Annotated in this window: 8 protein-coding genes and 1 pseudogene; 4 read left to right on the plus strand and 5 right to left on the minus strand. The window is 70.6% G+C overall.

Annotated features, from left to right (window positions below; genetic code table 11):
- Nucleotides 1–152 precede the first annotated feature (152 nt).
- The 5 genes and pseudogenes from IE255_RS12035 to IE255_RS12055 form a co-directional block, all read right to left on the minus strand.
- Nucleotides 153–2,255 carry a catalase gene (locus tag IE255_RS12035; protein ID WP_190050203.1) on the minus strand — a complete coding sequence of 701 codons (2,103 nt, stop codon included), beginning with the start codon at nucleotides 2,253–2,255 and terminating at the stop codon, nucleotides 153–155.
- Entirely contained in the window at nucleotides 2,255–2,797 is a 543-nt protein-coding gene (locus tag IE255_RS12040) for a type 1 glutamine amidotransferase domain-containing protein (protein ID WP_190050204.1), read from the minus strand. Before IE255_RS12040 ends, IE255_RS12035 begins: the two co-directional genes overlap by 1 nt.
- 5 nt (nucleotides 2,798–2,802) lie before the next feature.
- Nucleotides 2,803–3,509, minus strand: a pseudogene (locus tag IE255_RS12045) (diguanylate cyclase).
- A gap of 2 nt (nucleotides 3,510–3,511) precedes the next feature.
- Nucleotides 3,512–3,943, minus strand: a complete 432-nt coding sequence (locus IE255_RS12050) for a CBS domain-containing protein (protein ID WP_190050205.1) — start codon at nucleotides 3,941–3,943, stop codon at nucleotides 3,512–3,514.
- Between the two features lie 72 nt (nucleotides 3,944–4,015).
- Nucleotides 4,016–4,417, minus strand: coding sequence for a DUF2795 domain-containing protein (locus tag IE255_RS12055; RefSeq protein ID WP_190050206.1), 402 nt, complete (start codon nucleotides 4,415–4,417; stop codon nucleotides 4,016–4,018).
- A 159-nt stretch (nucleotides 4,418–4,576) separates the two neighbouring features.
- Between IE255_RS12055 and IE255_RS12060 the strand changes: the two genes are divergently transcribed.
- From IE255_RS12060 to IE255_RS12075, 4 genes are all read left to right on the plus strand, one after another.
- Entirely contained in the window at nucleotides 4,577–4,720 is a 144-nt protein-coding gene (locus IE255_RS12060) for a hypothetical protein (RefSeq protein WP_190050207.1), read from the plus strand.
- A gap of 284 nt (nucleotides 4,721–5,004) precedes the next feature.
- Nucleotides 5,005–10,968 carry a DEAD/DEAH box helicase gene (locus IE255_RS12065; protein WP_190050208.1) on the plus strand — a complete coding sequence of 1,988 codons (5,964 nt, stop codon included), beginning with the start codon at nucleotides 5,005–5,007 and terminating at the stop codon, nucleotides 10,966–10,968.
- Between the two features lie 5 nt (nucleotides 10,969–10,973).
- Nucleotides 10,974–13,274 (plus strand): hypothetical protein, encoded by a 2,301-nt coding sequence (locus IE255_RS12070; protein WP_229906408.1) that lies wholly within the window; start codon nucleotides 10,974–10,976, stop codon nucleotides 13,272–13,274.
- 85 nt (nucleotides 13,275–13,359) lie between these two features.
- Nucleotides 13,360–19,353 carry a hypothetical protein gene (locus IE255_RS12075; RefSeq protein WP_190050209.1) on the plus strand — a complete coding sequence of 1,998 codons (5,994 nt, stop codon included), beginning with the start codon at nucleotides 13,360–13,362 and terminating at the stop codon, nucleotides 19,351–19,353.
- Nucleotides 19,354–19,441: the final 88 nt, after the last annotated feature.

A 19,441-nucleotide genomic window follows, 5' to 3' on the forward strand; every position in this document is an offset into this window, starting at 1 on the left:
CCGGCACCTGAGCCCCTCTAAGGACAGGCCCGGGAACAGGCCACCCGGCCAGACGACCCCGGCGGCCACGCGGAACGGAAACGGAACGGACCGGACCGGAAAACACCCGGCCCGGCCCCGCTACTCGGCGCGCTGCCGGCGCGCCCCGCTGCTCAGCGCCGCACCGGCGGACGCCCCCAGTGCCGATGCGCCGCGATCGCGTCCACGAACGCGTTCAGGAACTCCTCGCTCGCCGGGCCGGGCGACGTGTCCGTCACGATCCCCTGGTCGGCGACCACCCGCTGGAACTCCGTCGACAGATGGAGCCCCTCGGGCTCCAGCGCCGACAGGACCCCCACGCCCGAGCCGAGCGCACCCACCGGCTTGCCGTGCCGGTAGGCGTCCCGCACGAACCGCACCGCGTCCGGGTCGGCCGCCGTCGGCGGGGTGCCGACGGGCCCGCCGGGCAGCAGCACCGCGTCGTACAGCACGGACGCCACGGTCGGCAGCGCGCGGTCGACCGCGTACGTCTCGCCGTCGGCGCCGGTGATCGTCCCGTCCGCCGGGGCCAGCGCCTCGACGATCGCCCCCTCGGCGGCCAGCCGCTCCCGCACGGAGGTGATCTGCTCGGCGTCCACCCCGTCCGTGACGAGCACCGCGATCTGCCGGGTCCGGATCGAACCGTCCCCGCGCAGCGACTCCAGACTGAGCGCGGGGGAGGACAGCTTGGACGAAGCCCCCGCACCGGACGGCTCCGGCACCCCGACACCTCGCGCCACCTGCACCGCCAGCTCCCCGTCGACCTTGGCCAGATGCTCGACCGTACGCGCCCGCACGGTCATCGCGCCCACCTTGCCGAGCTCGAACCGGAACGCCTCCACGATGTGCTGCTTCTCCCAGTCCGCCATGCTGTTCCAGAACATCGCGGTCTGGCTGTAGTGGTCCTGGAAGCTGGGACTGCGCCGCCGGATCTTGTGGCCGTCGACCCGTTCGGCGTAGTGGGTGTAGGCGCTTCCGCCGGCACCCGCGTGGGCCGGGCAGCCCCCGCCCAGAGAGTTCGGGAAGTAGTTCGTGCCGGAGTGGATCGCGCTCTGGTGGTAGCCGTCGCGCTGGTTGTTGCGCACCGGCGCGACCGGCCGGTTCACCGGCAGCTGCGAGAAGTTGGGCCCGCCGAGCCGGATCAGCTGGGTGTCCAGGTAGGAGAAGTTCCGCGCCTGGAGCAGCGGGTCGTTGGTGAAGTCGATGCCGGGGACGACGTTCGCCGTGTGGAAGGCGACCTGCTCGGTCTCCGCGAAGAAGTTCTCCGGGTTGCGGTCCAGCACCATCCGGCCGATCGGCCGCACCGGCACCTGCTCCTCCGGGATGATCTTCGTCGGGTCGAGCAGATCGAAGTCGAACGCGAACTCGTCCTCCTCCGGCACGAGTTGCACGCCCAGCTCCCACTCGGGATACTCGCCCGCCTCGATCGCGTCCCACAGGTCACGCCGGTTGAAGTCCGGGTCGCGGCCCTGGCACTCCTGCGCCTCGTCCCACACCAGCGAGTGCACGCCGAGCCGCGGCTTCCAGTGGAACTTCACGAACGTGCCCTTGCCGGCCGCGTTGACGAACCGGAAGGTGTGCACGCCGAAGCCCTGCATCATGCGGTAGCTGCGCGGGATCGCCCGGTCCGACATCAGCCACATGATCGCGTGCAGCGTCTCGGGCTGGAGCGAGACGAAGTCCCACAGGGTGTCGTGCGCGGACGCGCCGGTCGGGATGTCGTTGTGCGGCTCGGGCTTCACCGCGTGCACGAAGTCCGGGAACTTGATGCCGTCCTGGATGAAGAAGACCGGGAAGTTGTTCCCGACCAGGTCGTAGTTCCCCTCCGACGTGTAGAACTTGGTCGCGAAGCCGCGCACGTCCCGCACCGTGTCCGCCGACCCCTTCGGGCCCTGCACGGTCGAGAACCGCACGAACACGGGCGTGCGCACGGACGGGTCCTGGAGGAAGGCCGCGCGGGTGAACTCCGCGCAGGACTCGTACGGTTCGAAGTACCCGTACGCGCCCGCGCCCCGCGCGTGCACCACCCGCTCCGGGATCCGCTCGTGGTCGAAGCGGGTGAGCTTCTCCCGGAAGTGGAAGTCCTCCATCAGCGTCGGGCCGCGCTCGCCCGCCGCCAGGGAGTCGTCGGTGTGGTCGACCTCGACGCCCTGGTCGGTGGTGAGCGGCCCGCCGGCCGGATCGTCCGCCCGGAACGCCTCGCGCTGCTCCTGCTTGCGGTCGGCGGGAGAGGCCATCAGGCGGCCTCCTGGGCGAAGACGTCGAGGAAGGTCTCGCAGAACGCCTTCAGGTCGTCCGGCTTGCGGCTGGTGACCAGCTTGTTGGCCCCGTGGTCGCAGACCTTCACCTGCTCGTCGACCCAGGTGCCGCCCGCGTTGCGGATGTCCGTCTGCAGGCTCGGCCAGGAGGTCAGCGTCCGGCCGCGCACGACGTCCGCCTCGACCAGCGTCCACGGCGCGTGGCAGATCGCGGCCACGGGGCGGCCCTGCTCGAAGAAGTCCCGGACGAACGCGACGGCCTTGCCGTCCATCCGCAGGAAGTCCGGGTTGGCCACGCCGCCCGGCAGCACCAGGGCGCCGAACGAGCCGGGCGAGGTCTCGCCCACGACCTCGTCCACGGGGAAGGTGTCGGCCTTGTCGAGGTGGTGGAACGCCTGGATCTCACCCTCCTTCGTCGACACCAGCACGGGCGCGTGGCCGGCGTCCTTCGCCGCCTGCCACGGATCGGTCAGCTCGACCTGCTCCACGCCCTCGGGTGCGACCAGAAACGCGATACGCATGATGCTCAACGTCCTTTCCCGGAGCGGTCGGCGCTCCAGTGCGCCGCGTCGCTCCTGACGTGCTTGTCGTTCTCGTTCTTCCTGTTCCTGCGGGCCGCGCGCACGCACCGCAGCAGCTCCTCGCCGTACGGCAGCAGCACGCACGTGCCGATCGCGGCGGCGATGCCCGCCAGGTAGCGGCGCGACAGCGGCCGCCGCCGCGGCACCAGCCGCCACGCGTCGGGATCGCACCGGCCGCCGCGCAGCAGCGACTTCACCTGGTCGGCGTGCAGGCACATCAGGGCGGCCAGTGCCCCGAACGGCAGCGACTCCAGAAAGCTGTGGATGTGCTGCTCGATCGGCTTGACCTCCCGCTCGCTCCCGACGGCCGTGCGGACGTCCCAGAGCGCCGTCGCCTCGTGCACCGCGGCCCCGCCCAGCTGCACGCTCAGCAGCAGCGGGTTGACCTCGTAGCGCAGCGTCAGCGCGATCGGGATGCCCACCTCGGCCATCATCAGCTGGGGGCACCTCCCACGCCCTTAAGGCAGTGGGGGAGGATCAGGGACTCCTTCGTCCCCGCCGTCTCCTCGATCCGGGTGCGCCGGTGCATCACCCAGTCGGCGACCCCGGGCACGAACCAGCTGGGCAGCAGCCCGTACATCAGGTACCGGGTCGTGGCGTCACCGACGTCGACCGTGACGCCGGTGACGCCGATCTCTTTCGCCTGGCCGATGCTCACGCACCTCCTCGGGCGTCCGGCTCGGCACGGCTGATGTCGGCGAGCGCCGACGCCGGGTCCTCGGCCTCGGCCACGTCGCCGAGGCTCACGATCCCGACCGGCAGCCCGTTCTCCACCACCGGCAGCCGGCGCACCGCGTGCTCGCGCATCAGCGTGACCGCGGTCGCCACCCGGTCGTCCGGCGTCACCGTCACCGGATCCGGCGTGCACACGGACTGGACGCTCACCGTCATCGGGTCGGCACCGTCGGCGACGGCCCGCACCGTGATGTCACGGTCGGTGAGCACACCGATCACGTCCTGACCGTCGGCCACCACCACATCGCCGATGTTCTGGGTGCGCATCAGCTGCGCCGCCTCGACGAGCGAGGCGTCCGGGCGCACGGCGACCACACCCGGAGTCATCACGTCCTTCACCAACTCGGCCATCACTGGGGCCCTCCCTCGGTTCCCAGGCCGGTGGGGGCACCGCGGCGCGCCGCGCTGCCCCCGACGCGGTCCCTACGCGTACTCCTGCGGCCCGGTCTCCCGGGCCCGGACCAGGGCCTGGGCCAGTTCCTGGACGTTGCCGTAGCGCTGCTGGCGCGGCAGCCGCTCCAGGGCCTCGACGAGCGCGTCGGGCGCCTGGTGGCCGCGCAGCTCGCGGACCAGCTCACGCGGGTTCGCGGGGAACGCCCTGCGGCCCAGGATCCGGGCCAGCTCCAGCCGTACCGACTCCAGGGACGTCGGCCGACGGCTCGGCGTCACCGGCCCGTACGTGACCTCGGGGTCGTCCTCGGCGGCCGGCTCCGGGTCGTGCCACTCCTCGCTGCGCGTGGGGTGCCCGGACCTGAGCAGACCCTGGAGTTCGTGCTTCATCTCGTCGTCCCGGTGGACGCTCAGCCGGTCGCTTCCTCGCTGCATGTTTCCCTCCAGACCTTCGGGGGTCCGCACCGCGTACCCGAACACCGGAAGCCGACACGGGTTCGGCACACCGGATCGCCGCCGTACGCGCTGGTTTGCGCCACGGTCTGCGGGAGACCCGGATCACACCCCCCACTCATCTCTGGGGAAGGACATGTCATGGCGATGCTCGCTGTGCTCATCCCGCTGCTCATGCTCGGAGTGGTGCTGGTGCTGGGCCGGTACGAGGAGCTGCTGCTGCCGCAGGACGACACCGACCGGCCCGAACCGGCCGGCGTCCCGGCCTCCGGCGTCGGACAGTAGGACCCGGGCGGTCGGCTCTCGGTCCATTGATTTCCTGAGCGTTCCAAAAACTTCCAAAGATGACTATCATTGGGTGCGACTAGTGGTGTCAGGCGTACAGTGGCGCTTCCCGAAGCGATGCGCCGTATGTCCAACAGGGGCAAGCCTTTCGTGCTGTTGGACGCAGATGTCGTAACTGATGCCGCGAGCATGTGCCTGGGCTCTCTGGGGAGGGCAGCCGAGGCCGTCGGAGGCCGCGCGGTGATCAGGCGTCGGTCGGGAGCCGTGCGTGAGGGGGGAGTTTCATGGCCGACGAGCAGGTCGTCTCTGCCGCGGCGCGGAAGATCGCAGACCTGGTCCGCGCCTTCCCGTCCGGAATCTCCGAGCGGGACCTGGCGGTGGAGGCGACCCGGCAGTACAGAAGACTGCCGGAGCAACGGCTGGCCAAGCTGGTCGCCGAGGCGGTCGACGGAGGTCTGCTCACCGCTTCGGACGGTTGTCTCATGCCGGCCGCTGCACCGGGGAGACGGGTCCGCGACCAGTCGGCGGCGCGTGACACCAAGCCGCTCGATCGTGCGTCGCCGTCAGGGAGGTCCGTCCTGCGGGTCGTCGCGCTCGACATCGAGAGCGTAGTACGCACCACCCCCACCGCACCCTACGTGGAACGACACGTCTACGAAGCGGCAGCCGTCAGATTCGGCGCCGACCCGGAATGGGCCGCGGCAGCGCCTCGCTGGCAGCGGTACCTCAGATTCCCCGGGGACAGCGACGAACTGCGTGAGGGCGCAGTGCGGACCGCCGTGCTGGAACGAGGGATCCCCGCGCAGCAGGCATGGACGGAGCTGTGCGCCTTCCTTGCGGACGCCGACGTCGTCGTCGCCTACAACGGCACGGGGCTGGACTTCCCCGTCGTCGCCGAGGCGGCGAAGGAGTCAGGCACCAGCGACCCGTTCGCCGCCGTACGCACCGTCGACGCCCTGTACCTCGCTCATGCCTTGTGGCCCACAGCCCCTACCCACCGGCTGCAGGACCTGGCGCGGGAGCTCGGCATCACCAGGAGCGACCTGCGTGCCCACACCGCGGACGGTGATGCGGCCCTGCTCGTCCGTCTTCTGGAGCGGGCCGCTGCCGAGTTCGCCGGCCAGACCCGCGAGTTACGCGAGCTTGTGGCCGACGTCTGCCCCGACTCCGACGCGTGGCGGCTGCTGCGGGAGCTCGCGGAGGGGGAGAGGGCCGCCGAACGGGAACCTCTCCTGTGGGAGCAGGCGCACGTGGCCCGTCTGCTGGCCGACGAGTTCGCTCAGCACCCACCGCGCCGGAACCCTGACGGCGAGACACCGGGACGTGGTGCCGTCGTCGTACCGGACGAGCTCCGCGGCGGCGCCGACGGCCGGGTCGATCCGACCGCTCTCGCCCGCTTCGTGCACGGCCCCCAAGTCGAACCCCGGCCCGTCCAGCAGAGGATGACCGCGACGCTGCACGACTGGACCGACGGGGGCGTCAGCGGGCTGCTGGAAGCACCCACCGGCACCGGCAAGAGCTACGCGGTGCTCGCCGCCGCACTCGACTGGCTAGCCGGTGGCGATGACCGTACGGCCGTCATCGCGACCTACACCAAACAGTTGCAGAACCAGATGGCCAAGGACATCCAGGACCTGGAGCGGGCCCTGCCCGGGGTCCTCGCCATCGCCGACTTGGTCAAGGGCAAGTCCAATCGGCTCTCCCTCGCGGCCCTCACGAAGACCCTCGCCGAAGCCTCGCGCAGACGCCGCTCCAGAACCACGACCCGCAGCCGTGCACGCTGGTCCCAGGGCCTCCGCTTCCGTGAACTCGCCGTCTTCCTCGCCTTGCGCCTGCTCGCTGCGAAGGAGCCTCCGCAGTCCTGGGCGGCGAAGTCCGTCGACCCGGTCGACCTGCCCGCCTTCTTCACCGACTACGTGGGCCCCGGCCTGTCCTTCTGGCTGGAGTCACTGTCTCAGCGCGACGGCGACTACGGCCCCGGTACGGGCAACCCTCTCACCGCGCACACCGACACGGTCCGGGAGGCCATCGGCAGCCATCGCCTCGTCCTCGCCAACCACGCGCTCGTCCTCTCCCACCTGGACGACCTGCGTGCTGTCGGACCGGAGGTGCTCCTCGTGATCGACGAGGCGCACGAACTGGAGAATGCCGCGACGTCCGCTCTGACCGTCGCCGCCGACTACCAGGACCTGGAAGCTGTGCTGTCGGAACATCAGGCCTGGATCGCGGAAGCCCACCCGGGCCCGGCACAGGACCAGGCCGCCTCCGCTGTCGCCGACCTGGAACGGCTGCTCGACGACGAACGGCTGCCCCGGATGGCGGCACAGGCCTTCGACGCGCAAGCCAAAGGAGTGGGCGTACGGATCGGTAATCGGGCGACCACGCTCGCCAGCCCTTACACCGGCACCTCCGGCACTCGGGACACCCGGCGGCTGTCGCTGCTCCTGGACCGTATCGCCAAAGCGCTCGTGGCCTGCCGCATCACACTGGAACGGTACGTCGTCCAGCACGCCGCCCACCTCGACCCGCTGGTCGAGGAACGGCTGAACGCGCTGGCATCGCACACCGACTCCCTGATCACGGCTCTCGACCGCGTCACCTCCGACCTCGGAGACTTCCTCGACCCCGCTGTCATGCTGGACGGAGCCCTCCCCTCGCGGGTCATCCACATGGAGGAACTGGCCGAACCCAAGGCAGAGCTGCGTTCTTACCGCTTCCGTATCGCCACCAGCCCCGTCGACCTGCCCGCCGATCCGGAGTGGCGGCGCTACCTGGAGTCGTTCGACCGCGTCCACTACGTCTCCGCGACCCTCCGCGTCGCGGGAGAGTGGGACTTCATGCGGAGCCGGCTGGGGCTGCCGGAGGACATGCCGACCCTGGCCCTGCCCTCCCCGTTCGACCTGCGGAACCAGGCCGAGGTGGTGTGCTTCTCCGACTTCCCGTCCTGGGCCGAGCAGGAGGAGGGCGCACTGCGCACCGTCGCTCACCAAGTGGCCGGATTCGCCACCGAGATGACACGTGCACGCTCCGACGGCAACGGGTTCGATGGCGGCGGCATGATTCTCACCACCGCCCGCTCGACTGCTGCGGGCGTCGGCTTCCACCTTGTGCAGGAGCTGCGCTCCCGCGGCCTGGACACCCCGGTCGTCGAGGCGCTCACCTTGGGAAACGGCCGCGCCTATCAGGCATTCACCAATCAGCGGGACGGCGGAGGGTTCCTCGTCGGCACCAAAGGGCTGTGGCAGGGCGTCGACGTCTCCGACGCCGAGCGGCTGCGGCTCGTCTGGATCAACAAACTGCCCTTCGCGCCCTTCGCCGCCCCGATCGTGGAAGCCCGGCGTGCCGCCGTCGCCGAGCGTGCCGAGCAAGCCGGCCACCCTGACCCGGACGGCGCCGCCACCGAGCACTACTACCTGCCGCTCGCCGCACTCCAGCTCCGCCAGGCGGTCGGCCGGCTCATCCGGTCCGACCGGCACCGCGGCGTCGTCGTCATCAGCGACCGTAAACTCGGCGGACAGAGCAGCCTGCGCCGCTCCTACCGGCGCGCCTTCCTCGGCAGTCTCGACGACGGACTGGAACGCCCCGACCCGGACACCGGCGACATCGGCGGCGGCAACGTCACCACCATGGCCGAAGGATGGCGCCGCATCTGGGAGTTCATGGCCGGTCAAGGAGTCCTGGACCCGGCCCGCGCCGCCGAGCTGTGCGCCGACGACGCCCTCGAACGGCACACCCTCCTGCCGCACACCCGGCGCATCCGCGAACTGGCACTGACTCCCGAGGAGACACGGAGGCTGCGGGAACAGGGCCTCCTCGCCGAGGAGGTCAGGGAACGCTGCGCACACATCGGCGGCCTGTTGGGGCTCTCCGACGAACCCGTGGCCCTCAAACCGGCCCAGCAGACCGTCATCACCGCCGCTGCCGAGGGCCGCAACGTACTCGGACTGCTGCCCACCGGCTTCGGCAAGAGCTTCACCTTCCAGCTGCCCGCGCTGGTCCTGCCCGGCGTCACCGTGGTGGTCAGCCCGCTCGTCGCCCTCATGCACGACCAGGCTCTCGAACTCAACCGGTCCATCGGCGGAGCGGTCCGCGCGCTGATCTCCCCGCTGCGGGAGTCCAGCAGCAGAGCCGGCAAGACAGAAGTGACTGACCAGCTCCTCGGCCGGGCCGACCACGGCATCCGCCTGATCTACGTCAGCCCGGAACGCCTCTGCCAGCGGCGCTTCCGCGAGACCGTACGGACAGCCGCAGCGGCGGGCCGGGTGACCCGGATCGCCGTCGACGAGGCCCACACACTCGCGCAGTGGGAGGACTTCCGGCCGAGCATGCGCCGGGTCAGCCGGTTCCTGGACGAACTGCGCCGCGCGCACGGTGTGGCCGTCACCGCGGTGACAGCCACCGCCAACCGCGCCGTCCACGAGGCCCTGCGCGAGGGGCTGTTCGCCCTGCCCGCCAAGGTGCCCGAGCCCGGTTCGGCCGAGGCCGACGCCGAAGCGGAACACCCCGGCGTCGTCGGCGGGCTCGTGACCGTGCGGGAGAACCCGATCCGGCCCGAACTCGCCGTATTCCGCCGCTCGCTCGACCGGCTGGGACAAGGCGGCGTGGCAGGGCTGGTGGAGCGCGTGGTCGACGCGCTCGAAGGCCACGCCATCCTGTACTGCCTCACCGTCAAGGAGGTCAACACCCTCTACACACACCTGCGCGAGTACGTCGGTGACGCAGGCGTCCGCGTGCTGCGGTTCCACGGCCGCCTGACGGAGGCGGAGAAGGCGGCCGTCATGACGGAGTTCCGGGAGGCGCCGCATGAGGGCGACGATCGCTTCGTGCCGGTCGTCATCGTCGCCACCTCCGCGTTCGGGCTCGGCGTCAACCGGCCCGATGTGCGCACTGTGATGTGCGTGTCGCCGCCCACCGACCTGGCAGCGCTGTACCAGCAGATCGGACGGGCCGGACGCGACGGCGCGGGCCGGGGGGCGGGCGCTGAAGGGCCCGTCAACAGCGGCCTTGCCCTTGCCACGAGCCGGGGACTGCGCATGGTCCGCTTCATGACCGGCCAGGAACTGGCCCCTTCTCTGCTGCGGCGCATGGGCGCCCTCGTGCTCGCACAGAACCACGGGACGCTGGACCCGGTGCGGCTGGCCGACGTCCTCATGGCCGAGGACGCGGCGACCGGCGCGTTGAGCGACGCCGAGCTGGAGGACCGGCACACCCAGGACCGCTACCAGGGCGGCATCATGCGGGTCTTCAGCGCGCTCGCCGACCTCGGAGCCGTGGAGGACCTCGGTGACCACCCGCCGTACTGCGCGGTCAGGCCCGGCGACCTGGGGCCGACGCGGTTCGGCACAGGGCAGACCGGAGCCCCTGCCGAGGAGTCCACAGCGGAGGAAGGCGAACTCGCACGGATCGAGCAGACCGTCATCGACACCGTTCTCTCCTGGGACACCCCGAGAAACGTCGACGTCCGGCTCCTCGACCAGGAACTCGCCGGCCGCTGCCCCGGCTACCGCTCGGTCGCCGATGGTCCCGCGGCCACCTGGGAACTCCTCGCCGACTTGCACGACCGCGGGCTTCTGGACGTCTCGGCGGCACCCAGCCGCCGCCTGGTCACCGGACTGGCCGTGCGCGCCCGCACCCTGCCCGACGGCTTCCTTCCACTGCTCAGCCGACGGGGCCGCCGAGCCTCGCAGGAGCTGTCCAGATTGAAGGACTTCTTCGACTCGACCACGGTCTGCGCCCAGCGGGTCTTCGCCGATTACTTCGGTATCACCGACCCTCCCGAGGGCTGCTGCACCACAGCCCGCTGCCGCTGCTCCGCCTGCTGGGACACCGGCCGTTGGCCCGTGGAGGAACGACGTCCCGCCGTCGCCGAGGCGTTCCACAGCCCACGCCCGCGCGACGGCGGCCGCATCGACACCTCGCTGCGCGACCAGCGCGTCGACCTCCAGGTCCACCGACTGCTGCAGCTCCAGCCGCAGGGGGTACATCCGCGCCGGCTCTGGCATGCGCTGCGCGGCGACGAATCCTCCTACAACCCGAGGAGCCGCAAGATGATCTCCCTGCCGAGGGCGATACGGGACAGCCGCCACTTCGGGGGTCGCGCCGACCTCCCCTATCCCGCGGTAGGGGAAAGCCTGACGAGGCTGGCCGCTTGCGGAGCCGCGGTCGAGGGCCAGGACGGCCTCTGGCGAGCGGCCCGCCCGGCACGACCCGCGGGGAACGGATCAGTGCGGAAGGAGAACCGGGCGTGACCACGATGATCACAGCCGGAACGGACGTCTGGCGGCCGTACGACCACGAGCCCGTGCTCACTCCCGCGATGACCGGGGGACACCGGACCACACCTTCCGCGGAGATGGACCGGCTCCGCCGCTACCTGGAGGCGGTCGTCGCCGACCGCCGGTGTCCGGTACACACAGCGGTCGCCTTCAACGCCGCCTACTTCGGATATGAACCAGGCGGCGAGGGCTACGGCAACGGCCCCTTCGACCTCGATGCCTTTCCCTCCCTCACCCTCGGGGACGAGGTACCGGCCCTTCCCGTCGGAGCACTGGTGCGGATCGAGACGGGCTCCGACCCGCTGTACGCCGAGATCGTCTACAAGGAAGGCCGGCACCCCGGCGCGGAGGAAGGCGTCTCGGTACCGGCCTGGATGTCCGGGGCACCTGCCGGTGTGCAGGGACCCGGCGTACAGCACGAAGCAACGGTTCCCGTGCGCCGGGAACTCCTCGTCCCCGACCTCACCGCCTTCGGCCCCGCGCTCCAGCTCAGCGAGGCCAAGCTCAAGCGGTTCCGCGCGCGACAGAAGTGGCTCAACAAGGACGGACATGTCGTCGTGGATGCCCGGTACGCCTCCGCGCCGGCGGCCGAACTCGACGACACGACGGCCTTCGTGCACAACCTGCTCACTGATCAGAGGGAATCCCTGGTGAGTCCTCTCGTTCCCGTGTCCGTCGCCCACCTGGCTGGTGGCGGCACGGAGGAGCGGATGCGGGACGCTCTCCTGGGGCTGATGGACGCGGTCGATCATGCCCTGCGCACCAGCGGCGCCCTGCGCAGCTGGGGCCACTACGCGCTGACCCGCAGCCGCATCGGAGCCGGCCTGTGCCACGACGGGCCGCTGGGCGGAGCGGACCTGCACGCCCTGGCCGGCTCCCTGGAACGCGGAGCCGTCCCGGACACCCGCCGGCGCCACGGCCTGAACGGCTCCCGAACCGTCTACACCGCGATCGGACCCTGGCTGCGCGGCGTGGACGGTGCCGAGCCGCTGCTGACCGGTGTCGAGTACGCGGTCTCGGTGTGCCGCGCCAATCTTGCGGTCACGGACTTCGTCCGCGGAGACACGGACAACGGCCTGCGCACCGAGAGCGACGTACGCATCACCCTGGACGACGACTTCGAGAGCGGCGGCATCTGGCGATCCCACCACCCGGGTTCGCAGGAGCCGGACGACAGCGACCCGCTGAGCCCGGCGGGACGCGGCTGGCGGGACACGGTGAACCCGCCCGAGCCCCGGGCCGCCGCGATCGTCCAGCAGCGCGTGCCCGAGGAGGAGCAGCCCGCCGACGCCTGTCCGGCCGACACCCCGCTCGCCGACGAGGGGATCGGCCTTCCGAACTACCTCAGGATCAACGACAGCGAGGTCTGCTGGCAGGTCCCGTTGCGCCTTGCCCACCTCATGGAAGACAGACTGCCGCTGAGCAGGATGGTCCGGGACGGGCTCGGTTACCTCGGCCTGGACACCGTCCCGGTACGGTTGGAAGTCAGCCACCCGGGAGGAATGGCCGACGTGTCGGAAGAGGTCCAGGAGGTCGTCCTGGACCTGACCAAGGAAACCGGCATGCTCCGCAACGTCCAGTGGCCCATCGATTTCTTCCCAGGACTGCGCCTCCACATCCAGTGGCCGCGCGGTGGGACGGTCTTCCGGCTGCACACGGTCGAGCTGGAAGACCCCGTCGACATCGACGGGCAGCTCGTCACCCACCGCTACGACCCCTCGGTCCTCACCCGTGAAGGCGCTCCCGGCAGCAGCCGGGACGGTGATTCGTCCGCCGGGCTGGACACCCGGCGCCTCGTGCTGCGCGCCGTACGACGCTTCGGCCGGCTCACGCCCGACGGTCACGCCCTCCTCGACCGCACCGCACTCCCCAGGGGCATTTATGACACGCCCCCGGCCCCGCACCAGGTCACCGCCCTGGAACAGGCCGTGGACGAACTCCTCGCAGAACGACACCTGTACGCGGCCACCGGCAGCCGCGGCGAGGACGGTGAGCCCCACCACCCCGCACGTGACGGCGAGTCCCCGATCGCCCTGATCGGCTACGCACCGAACCCCGTGGTAGTGCCCCGGCCGGGCCCCGGGGCCGGGTCCGCTCCGCAGAACAAGGGGACGGAGCACTTCGTCCACGGCTTCCTGCGACGGCTGCCCACGGGCTGCGAGCCGACCGACGCGCAACGCGCCGCCTACCGGGAGCACTGCCGCCACGTCGGGAAAGCGGACGGCTGGGAACTGCCCCGCGGCTACACCTTCGTTACCGCGCACGCCCGCCGCCGCTGACCGAGCCCCACACCAGTCAGGCCAAGCACCGGCACGCGGCCCTCCGCACACCGCACCACGCATCGACACAAGAGATCGGGACCGAATGACCGCCAGCTATCCCGTGGTTGCCAAACCACCGTGCTCCCCGCCGGGCACCCCTGTCGATCTGCTCGAGGAACTGGCCGCCGCGCTCGACGGACTCGGCCGGATCCTGGACTCCACCATCGACGAACTCACGGTCGGGGAAACGGAACTCGCTCTCAACTCCCTGGCTCCCAAAGACCGTCAGGCCATCATGCGGGGCCTTGGCTTCCGCAAGGTCGAGCCGCGGCGCTTCGGTCGCGTGCTGAGCGAGCAGGTGCTCAAACGGGTACAGCGGGTGGAGCCGGCCCGGAACCGCCGGCGCGCCGTATCTCACCTCACCGCCCGGATCATGAACGACATCGACCGCGTGGTCGGGGAATACGCTTCCCTCCGCACCGACACCGGGCTCGTGGATCGTTGGGGGGCACGGCTGCTGCGCCTTGCGCTGTTCGCGCGCCTCCAGGCATCGGCATACGACGCCCGTCTGCTCATGTGGGCGGCGGATCACGACTGGTTCGGTATCCAGGCGGACGAGGCGGCCCGAGACGCGGTGTACAAGGCGGCGCAACGGGTGATCGACGCGACTCCCGACTTCGACCAGCACGGCGCGCCGCACGAGGGCACAGCGGCCGAGGACCCGCGGCCGACAACAGCCATCCCGGTTCCCCGCCAACCCTTGGACGAGCCCCGGCGCAAACCTGCCAAAACCATCGTGGGGCAGGAACAACAACCCAGCGAAGAGCGACCCTCTCCCGACGATCTCACCTCGGCCGGGGAGGAACTCAAACGCGTCCTCGACGAGGCCCTCGGCGCCACCGACCGGGTGCGACTCGCCCTGCTGGACGGGCGTCCACCCGTCGACACCGATCTGGCACAGCTCGCGGCTGTCTCTCCGGCATTCGTCCGCACGCAGGCCATGCTCTCCGCAGCCGGGGTCACCGGCGTCGCTGATCGCCTCACCGAGGTTCTCACCGTCATCAAGGAGTTCCGTACGACGGCGGCGAGAAACGAGAGGGACGACCGGATCCGTCGCGTCATGGCGACCGTGCTGACCCTCGGCTGCTCACCGGAGAGCGCGGTGGCCGAGGTGATCGCGGATGCCCGACAGCGTGCCGAAGCACTGCTCGCCAAGCAGCGGTGGGACGAACAGGACGAAGCCTGTGCGCACTTCCTCACCTTGCTGGCGCGCCTCGTCGAGCTGAGCGAGAGCGACTCCCAGCAGGAGATCATCGACATCCAGCAGCAACTGTCGGTGGCGCACCCTCCGTACGCCGTAGCCGCTGTCCTTTATCAGCAAATCACCGTGACGACGGAGACGACGGACGCCACGGTTCCCGCCCGGGCCGAGGTGCCCATCAAGGGCCAGAAGAGCCGGAGAGGCACCGATGTCCGGATGGAGGCGGAGGAGTCCGCCGCATCCGACCGCGACTCCGGTGCGCACACAGGGGCAGCACATCACGTTCCCGAAGCCGCCCCTGTCGAGCGCGGTCCCTCTCCCGCAGAGCCCTCTGAGTCGCAGACCGAGCCGTCGCGAGCGGCCACAACGGAACCCGCAGGGACCGTCGAAGGCGGCGCGGACCCCGGCATCGACACAGCCACCCGCACCCGGCCGCATGACATCGAGCCGATCCTCGCCCGTCTCATCGCCGAGAAGCGCTTCGGACTCGCCGCCCACCTGTCACAGGCCGCCGACCGTCCGAAAACCGAGTCCACCGTACTGCGTCTGGCCGCCGCGTCGACGATGCTGCACTCCAGGACCGGCGCCGCGGCCCAGTTCATCGAGGAGTCCCTGCACGACTGGGACTCCCATGAGGGCAGTGACGGCGAGGGGCTGTCCCTGCTCCTGCTGCCCACCCTGGTACGCGCGGCCCTGGTGACGGGTGCACCCGTCGTCGGGGCACAGCTGAGGGAACTCACCCCGCAGCTGCCGGACGCCCTGCACGAAGTGGCGACCGCGGTGGCGGAGCGTACCCTTCAGGGCGCACTCCTTATCGCGCCGCCCCATGCCGTCATCGCAGACGTCTCCCAGACGGAGAGCAAGCTCCGTGCGGCCGTGGAAGGCTGCCAGACCCTGCTCACCGCTCCGAGGCTGCGCTACCAGCGGGCAAGTGCCATGGTGCAGCGCTGGCTGGCTCCGACCGGCCTTCTCGGCAGCGTGCTGACCGCGATTGTGAGCGGCGCCCCGGAGGCCGAGCAGCGCGCGGACGGCCTGCTCGAGAGCCTCGCCCGGCGGGCCCAGATCGAGGCGGCCATCGACGAGATGGACGGCGCCCTGCGCAGCCCGGGCGGACGCGGCATCCAGGGGTCGGGCCGCAACAACGTTCGCCAGTACGTGGAGCGTGTGCGGGACGCCGTACGGGAGTGGCGTGCCGTCAAGCGCGACTTGGAAGCGGGGCGCTCGGAGGAGAACGCGTGGGCCTTCCAGGCCGTTACCTCCCTACGGCTCTCCCTCCTCGGACTCCGCGAACGGGTCGCGGCCGACCTCACCGCGGCAGAGCGCAGTTCCGCCGCCCTGGCGAAGGCCACCGCCTCGGTGGCGCGAGACCTGTTCTCGGAGGTCTTCGGCGGACTGGACGCCGACGGCCGGGCGGTCGAGACGGGGCCCGAGCCCGATGTGCGGCAGGTCCTGGACGCCGAACTGTACAAGGCAGGGCGGAACCTGCCGGGTGAGAAGCTGACCTTGGGCGACCTCATCGAGGCCGTGGACCGTACCTGGGACGAGGCGATCGACCTCCAGGTCGGCCGAGACGGGTTCGCCGTAGTCCGCACCATCGTGGACCTCGCCGACCTGGGCGTGCTCCCCGCGGCCCGCACGCTGACCCTCTCCGAGGAGCGTCGGGCCCGGCTCACGGAGTCCGAGAGGGAGCGCCACGCGGCGCTGGCCGAGAAAGCGCGGGAACTGGCGGCCCGACTCCGCCGGTCCCAGGCGGACGAAGCGCTCACTGTCGAGCAGGACGTCAGTCTCCAGGAACTGCTGGCGGATGCCAGGGCACAACTGGAGAGCGACGGGCCCCGCGAGCTCGCGGCAGTGCGCCGCAACCTCGACCGGGTCGAGGAACTCCTGCCCCGTTACCGCAAGGAAGCCGCCGACCGGCTGCGCGCACGGCTGGCGGGGCTGACGGACGTGAGCGCGGAGGACCGTGAACGAGTCCAGCGCAATCTGGACACCGACAACCTGGCCACGGCGGCCGAACTCGTCTACTTCCTCGAACTGGGTGAGCCCGTACCGGAGATCAGGTCCGAGGATTCGCACCTGGAGGCGTTCTTCCCCGCAGCGCCCGACGCCCTGCCGGGCGGCATCGACACCGACTTGGTCGAGGCCGTCCGTGCCCGGGGCCGGTACGGCAACCAGGCGGTGCTGGACTACGCCGCGCTCTCCGAGGAGGAGGCCGAACGAGCAGCCGCAGCGCTTGAGCTGTGGAGCAAGCTGGCCGCGACCAAGGACCGTATCAAGATCAACCCGAGGGAGAGTCTCACCCCGGCCCTGTCCCTCCTCGGATACGAGGCGCGGCGGGCCCGGCCCCTGGACGATCTGCCACGCGGCAAGGACTACCGCTTCTTCGAGCTGGCGGACGTACACGTCACCGGCCGTGCCTGGGCGCCGGCCTTCGGATCGCAGATCAAGGACCGGGGAGGCAAGCTGCGCGCCCTGCTGATCTGGGGCCGCCCCACAGCGAAGTTGCTGATCAGCCGCATCTTGCAGGATCCCGACGAGAGCAGCCTGCTCGTCGTCCACTTCGGAACGCTGGACAGCAGGACCCGTACCGAACTGGCAGCCGACTCCCAGGACAGCAAACCGATCATGGTGGTCGACGACGCCGCGCTGGCCTACCTCACCGCTCACGGCAACCGGCGGGTGGACGCCGCGACGGAGACGCTGCTGCCGTTCTCCTCGGTGAACCCGTACATCAAGGAGAAGCGCGGTCAGATCGGCCGGGAGATGTTCTACGGCCGGGACCGCGAGCGCAAGAGCATCCACGACCCGGCGGGGACCCAGATCCTCTACGGAGGACGGGGACTCGGCAAGTCTGCCCTGCTCGCCGACGCGGGTGACCGCTTCGAGGAACAGCGCCCAGGCGCGTACCGCAAGCTCTACCTCAATCTGGACAAGATCGGCATCGGCAGGGGGACCGCGCTCGGCGCCGAGGCGATCTGGCCCACCCTGGACCAGGAGCTCACCAGGGAGGGTGTCCTGGAGGAGCCACGCCGCCGCGGCCCGCAGCAGGAGTCGTGGCAGAGAGTCACCGGCGGCATTGCCCGATGGCTCGAACAGGACCCCGACCGGCGGCTGCTCATCCTCCTCGACGAGTGTGACCGCTTCTTCGAGGCGGACGTGCCCGAGTGCACGGAGACCCGCCGCCTGCGCGGTCTCGGCGAGGACTCCCGGGGCCGGGCCAAAGTGGTCTTCGCCGGCCTGCACTCCGTCCAGCGTTTCACCCGGCTCGCCAGGAACGGCCCGTTCAGCCACCTGGCACAGACCCCCACGGTCGTCGGGCCGCTCGCCCCGCAGTTCGCGGCCGACCTGATCGTGCACCCGATGCGCGCTCTCGGCTTCGAGTTCGCCGACGTCGACCTCGTGAACCGGGTGCTGGGCTTCTGCTCGTACCAGCCGTTCCTGCTGCAGATCTTCGGCAGCCGGATGGTGCAGGTCATGCAGGACAAGCGGACGCGGCTTCCCCTCGCCCCGCCCCCCTACACGATCGAGGAGTCCGACGTGGACGCGGTGGAACAGGACGCCTCGCTGCGTTCGGACATCACCGCGGCCTTCAAGGACACCCTCGCCCTCGACGACCGCTACCACGTCATCGCCAACGTCCTCGCCCAGCACGCCCGGGACAACGGTCTGGAGACCCGCCTCAGTGACCGGGAGCTGCGGGAGGAGTGTGCCGGCTGGTGGCCCCAGGGCTTCGAACAGCTCGACAGTGAGGGCTTCCGCGCCTATCTGCAGGAGATGGTCGGCCTCGGCGTTCTGGCACCGAACAACGACGGGCAGGGCTGGCATCTGAGGGGCCCCAACGCGTTGCGCATGATCGGCACCGCACAGGAGATCGAGGCGCGGCTCCTCGGCGCGGAGAAGGAGTCCCGGCTGGAGGAGACCGTCGTACTGGAGAGCCGGCCCGACCTCTCCGACGGCCGGTCCGCCCCGCTCACCGTGAACCAGATCGACTACCTGCTGGGGGAGGGCGTCAACCAGGTCCGGGTGGTCCTCGGCACACAGGCGACCGGCGTCGCGGACGTGGAGCGGACCCTGCGGGAGGTGACCGGCAGGGTCGCGGGCTGGTCGGTGCCCCCGATCGGCAGCGCCAACACCTTCCGCAAGGAGCTCGCGGGCGGCCGCGCCGGTGAACGGCGGCTGCTCATCAGCGACCTCACGTGGGGCAGCGAGAAGCCCTGCCGGGAGTCCCTCGAACTGGCGAGGACCGTCCTGCCCGACACTGCCGAGGCCACCAGGTCCGTCGTCCTGGTGTCGGGGGTGGGACAGGCCGGTCTCTGGTCCGACCTCCTCACCGGTGACGAGGCCGACCACGACACCGTGGTGGTGCTGCGCCGGCACGATCCGCGGAGCCTGAAGGACTGGACGCAGCGGCACAGCCTGTGCGAGACGGACGAACGCCTGGCCCGTCTGGCGGCAGTGACCGGAGGCTGGCCGTTCCTGCTGGACAAGGCCCTGGACCTGCGTGAGCACCACCACGACCAGGACAAGGTGCTGCAGCGTCTCATGACCTGGCTGGAACAGAGCAGTGGCGCAGGGGAGTTCGTCGAGGCCGTGGGCCTGCTGGAGAGCGACACCCTCAAGGCCGGCTACTTCGCTGTCGTCGAACAGCTCGGCGCCGGATGGCACGACGACGCCTACACCGTGACCGCGGCCGAGATGGCGGGCCTGGCTCCCGACGAGGCCCTACGGGCTGTGATGTGCCTGGAGGTACTGCAGGCCCTGGACCGCGCGGGCGCGCGCCTGCGCGTCGAGCCGGTCCTCCATGCGGCGCTGGGCGTGCTCGGCGCCAAGGGATGACCTGCCGCGGCCCCGATCGCCCTCCCGGGACAGCCTGCCCAGCGGACCTGTCCGTGCTCCGGCCCACATGACGATGACAAGAGAAAGT

Source organism: Streptomyces lomondensis (genome assembly GCF_014651035.1).
In the GTDB taxonomy this organism is placed as follows: Bacteria; Actinomycetota; Actinomycetes; order Streptomycetales; family Streptomycetaceae; genus Streptomyces; species Streptomyces lomondensis.

Excerpts from the sequence above, each read along its gene's own strand:
- IE255_RS12055 (WP_190050206.1), bottom strand. The coding sequence starts at position 4,417 with ATGCAGCGAGGAAGCGACCGGCTGAGCGTCCACCGGGACGACGAGATG.
- IE255_RS12040 (WP_190050204.1), bottom strand. The coding sequence starts at position 2,797 with ATGCGTATCGCGTTTCTGGTCGCACCCGAGGGCGTGGAGCAGGTCGAG.
- IE255_RS12075 (WP_190050209.1), top strand. The coding sequence starts at position 13,360 with ATGACCGCCAGCTATCCCGTGGTTGCCAAACCACCGTGCTCCCCGCCG.
- IE255_RS12065 (WP_190050208.1), top strand. The coding sequence starts at position 5,005 with ATGGCCGACGAGCAGGTCGTCTCTGCCGCGGCGCGGAAGATCGCAGAC.
- IE255_RS12060 (WP_190050207.1), top strand. The coding sequence starts at position 4,577 with ATGGCGATGCTCGCTGTGCTCATCCCGCTGCTCATGCTCGGAGTGGTG.
- IE255_RS12050 (WP_190050205.1), bottom strand. The coding sequence starts at position 3,943 with ATGGCCGAGTTGGTGAAGGACGTGATGACTCCGGGTGTGGTCGCCGTG.
- IE255_RS12070 (WP_229906408.1), top strand. The coding sequence starts at position 10,974 with ATGATCACAGCCGGAACGGACGTCTGGCGGCCGTACGACCACGAGCCC.
- IE255_RS12035 (WP_190050203.1), bottom strand. The coding sequence starts at position 2,255 with ATGGCCTCTCCCGCCGACCGCAAGCAGGAGCAGCGCGAGGCGTTCCGG.